We start from the raw sequence: 3,371 nt of genomic DNA on the forward strand, positions 1-3,371 counted from the left end.
CGCCGGCCACCGAGCCGCCGGCCACCGAGCCGCCGGCCACCGAGTCGCCGGCCACCGAGTCGCCGGCCATGCCCCCGGTCGCGGGGGCGTCGGCCGCGGGGACGTCATCGGCGTCGCCGGCGTCCCCACCGATGCGCGGGCAGACGACATAGGCCTGCCGGCCGGCGGCGACCTCGTCGCGGATGCGGCCCCACACCCGGCTGGCCCACTTCGGCGCTGTCGCGGGCACGACGAACGTGGAGATCGGCGAACGGCCGGCGGGCAGCTCGGTGAGCGTCGAGACCTCCAGGTCACCGAAGACGGTCATCGCGACCGTCCGCGGGATCGGGGTGGCGGTCATCACCAGCAGATGCGGCGGACGGTCGGACCGGGAGCGCAGCGCGTCCCGCTGCTCCACCCCGAAACGGTGCTGCTCGTCGACGACCACAAGAGCAAGATCGTGAAATACCACCGACTCCTCGAGCAGGGCGTGCGTGCCGACGACGAGGCCCACGCTGCCGTCCGCGACAGCGGCGAGCGCCTCCCGCCGCGCCTTCGCGCCCAGCGAGCCCGTCACCAGCACGGCCCGGGTCGCCTCGGGCGCGGCGTCGAGCTCCCCGGCCCGGCCCAGCGGGCCGAGCAGAGCGCGCAGGCTGCGCAGGTGCTGGGCCGCGAGCGTCTCGGTGGGCGCGAGCAGCACCGCCTGCCCGGCGGCGTCCACCGCGGCGAGCATCGCGCGCAGCGCCACCACCGTCTTGCCGGACCCGACCTCGCCCTGCAGCAGCCGGTGCATCGGGAAGGGCCGGGCGAGCTCCGCCGCGACCGTGGCGCCCACGGCACGCTGCCCGGCGGTGAGCGAGAAGGGCAGGGACGCGTCGAAGGCCGCGAGCAGACCGTCGGGACGCGGATGCCGCGGCGTCGCCGCGATCTTCTCGAGGTCGTGCCGACGCTGTGCCAGCGCGACCTGCAGGACGAGCGCCTCGTCCCATTTCAGCCTGGTCCGGCCACGGCCGACGTCCGCCCAGGACGACGGCTGGTGGACCAGCCGGTACGCCTCCAGCAGGCTCACCAGCCGGTAGCGGGCGCGGATGGCGGCCGGTAGTGGGTCGTCGAGCTCGGTCAGCAGCTCCAGGACGACCCGCACGCACGTGGCGATCGCCCAGCTCGGGATCTTCGCCGCAGTCGGGTAGATCGGGAGGATGCCGCCCGCGAAGCCCTCGACGTCCACGCCCGGGCCACCCCCACCGCCACCGGGAACCGCGCTGTCGCCGACCGCACCGTTACGGCTCGTGTCGTTACGGCTCGTGCCGTTACGAACCGCGCCCGCGTGGGCCGGGCGCTGCCCGTTCGCCGGCTCGGTGATCCCGGGGAGCTCGAGCTCTCCGGGGCTGTCGGAAAGCCCCGGGATCGTGTCGTCGAGCAGCTGCACCTCGGGGTTGGTCATCTGCTGCCGGTGGTTGAACACCTCGACCTTCCCGGCGAACAGCGCGGTCACCCCCGGCCGCAGGTCCCGCGACCGCCACGGCTGGTTGAAGAACGTCAGCGCGAGGCTGTGCCGGCCGTCGCTGACCGTGACGATCAGCATCTCCCGCCCGCGGCCGCGCAGCGGGCGCCGCTTGGCGCTGGTGACCCGCGCCTGGATGGTGACCGCCTCACCGACGGTGAGGTCACCGAGATCGGTCAGCTCCCCCCGCTCCTGGTAGCGCCTGGGCAGATGGGCGAGCAGGTCACCGACCGTCTCCAAATCCAGGGCACCGGCGAGCGCCGTGGCGGTCCGCGCGCCCACCACGTCCCGCAGCCGTGTCTGCTGGTCGACCACACCCACGATCCTGCCCGACCCCACCGACAGCTTCGATCTGCCCCACGCGTTCGGCCTGCCCGTGCGCTTTCGTGGACGGCCCTCACAGGCGCCTCACGGGCCGGCGGTGTCCGGTGGCGGCGCGGCGTGGGGTAGCCTCGGATGACCGCCGCGAACGCGGCATGATCATTACTATTCTCTGGCGGAGTGTCTCGTGTCTTCGGTGTGCGACGTCTGCGGCAAGGGGCCGGGCTTCGGTATGTCGGTCTCCCACTCCCACCGGCGCACGCGGCGGCGCTGGAACCCCAACATCCAGACCGTGCACGCGCTCGTCGGCAGGACGCCGAAGCGCCTGAACGTGTGCACCTCCTGCATCAAGGCCGGCAAGGTCACCCGGGCGTAGCCGCCCGCGCGCCTGCTTCCTCCGGCGTCGACAAGGCACCGGCGTTTCGCCCCGGCGGCACCGCGACGGGTGTGGCGGCTATCGCCGCTGTCAGGTATCGCCGCTGCCAGCTATCGCCGCTGCCAGGCGTGGTCGACCGGGCCGATGCCCGCGCCGAGCGGGAAGCCGGCTTCCAGCGCGCCGGTGACGTAGTCCTTTGCCGCGCGCACGGCATCGGGGACGTCCGCCCCGCGGGCCAGCAGCGACGCGATCGCGGACGCGAGCGTGCAGCCGGTCCCGTGGGTGTGCCGGTTATCGTGCCTGGGCGCCCGGAGCACCACGCTGTGGTGGCCGTCGGTGAGCAGGTCCACGGCGTCGCCGGGCAGGTGCCCGCCCTTGACCAGCACCCAGCGCGGCCCGAGGCCGAGCACGGCGCGCGCGGCGGCCGGCAGGTCCGCCTCGGTCCGCACCTCGACGCCGGTGAGCAGCCGCACCTCGTCGAGGTTCGGGGTCGCCACCGTCGCCACCGGCAGCAACCGGGTACGCACGGTCTGCACCGCCTCGGGCGCGAGCAGCGGATCCCCGTGCTTGGACACCCCCACGGGATCGACGACGACGGGGACGCCGGCCCCGGCCAGCTCGCCCGCGACCGCGGCGACGATCGGCGGTGACGACAGCATCCCGGTCTTGACCGCGTCCACCCCGATGTCGGCCACGACCGCGCGGATCTGCGCCACCACGGCCTCCGGCGGCAGCTCCCACACCCCGTGCACGCCCAGGGAGTTCTGAGCCGTCACCGCGGTCAGCGCGCTCATCCCGTGGACCCCGAAGGCCAGCGCGGTCTTCAGATCAGCCTGGATACCAGCGCCCCCGCCGGAGTCCGACCCCGCGATCGCCAACACCCGGGCCGGCGGCAGACGCGCGACCGGGCCGGGAGCGGAACCGAAAGAGACCACGGTCCCCACGCTAGACCGCTGCCCACCCGCCCCCGCGCCGCCCGTCTGGTAGGCGGGCGGACAGGTGTGCGAGTGGGGCGGTGACGTGGTTCTCGTCCCTCGCGGATCCAGGTTTTCGACGTCACGGCTCAGGACGTGCGGAAGTGGTCCCAGCCGCCCGGCGCGGCGGCCGTCGGGCCGGGCGGCCCCAGTGGCCGGAGCGGGCCGCCGCGCAGGTCCGGCGGGACGTTGCCGCCCACGACCCGCACGCCTGGCC

Annotated in this window: 3 protein-coding genes; 1 reads left to right on the forward strand and 2 read right to left on the reverse strand. The window is 74.4% G+C overall.

What is annotated here, in order from left to right; genetic code table 11:
• Window positions 1-1,798: ATP-dependent DNA helicase RecG (locus NBX02_RS18670; protein WP_250292418.1), on the reverse strand; the 1,798-nt coding region annotated here is incomplete at its 3' end.
• Between the two features lie 193 nt (window positions 1,799-1,991).
• Here NBX02_RS18670 and rpmB point away from each other — a divergent pair.
• A complete protein-coding gene (rpmB, locus tag NBX02_RS18675) occupies window positions 1,992-2,180 on the forward strand; it encodes a 50S ribosomal protein L28 (RefSeq protein WP_007516655.1) in 189 nt (62 codons plus the stop codon).
• Between the two features lie 110 nt (window positions 2,181-2,290).
• Here rpmB and thiD read toward each other — a convergent pair whose 3' ends face one another.
• Window positions 2,291-3,124 (reverse strand): bifunctional hydroxymethylpyrimidine kinase/phosphomethylpyrimidine kinase, encoded by an 834-nt coding sequence (gene thiD, locus NBX02_RS18680; RefSeq protein ID WP_250287454.1) that lies wholly within the window; start codon window positions 3,122-3,124, stop codon window positions 2,291-2,293.
• Window positions 3,125-3,371 lie beyond the last annotated feature (247 nt).

It is taken from the genome of Protofrankia sp. CiP1_Cm_nod1 (genome assembly GCF_920888515.1).
In the GTDB taxonomy this organism is placed as follows: Bacteria; Actinomycetota; Actinomycetes; order Frankiales; family Frankiaceae; genus Protofrankia.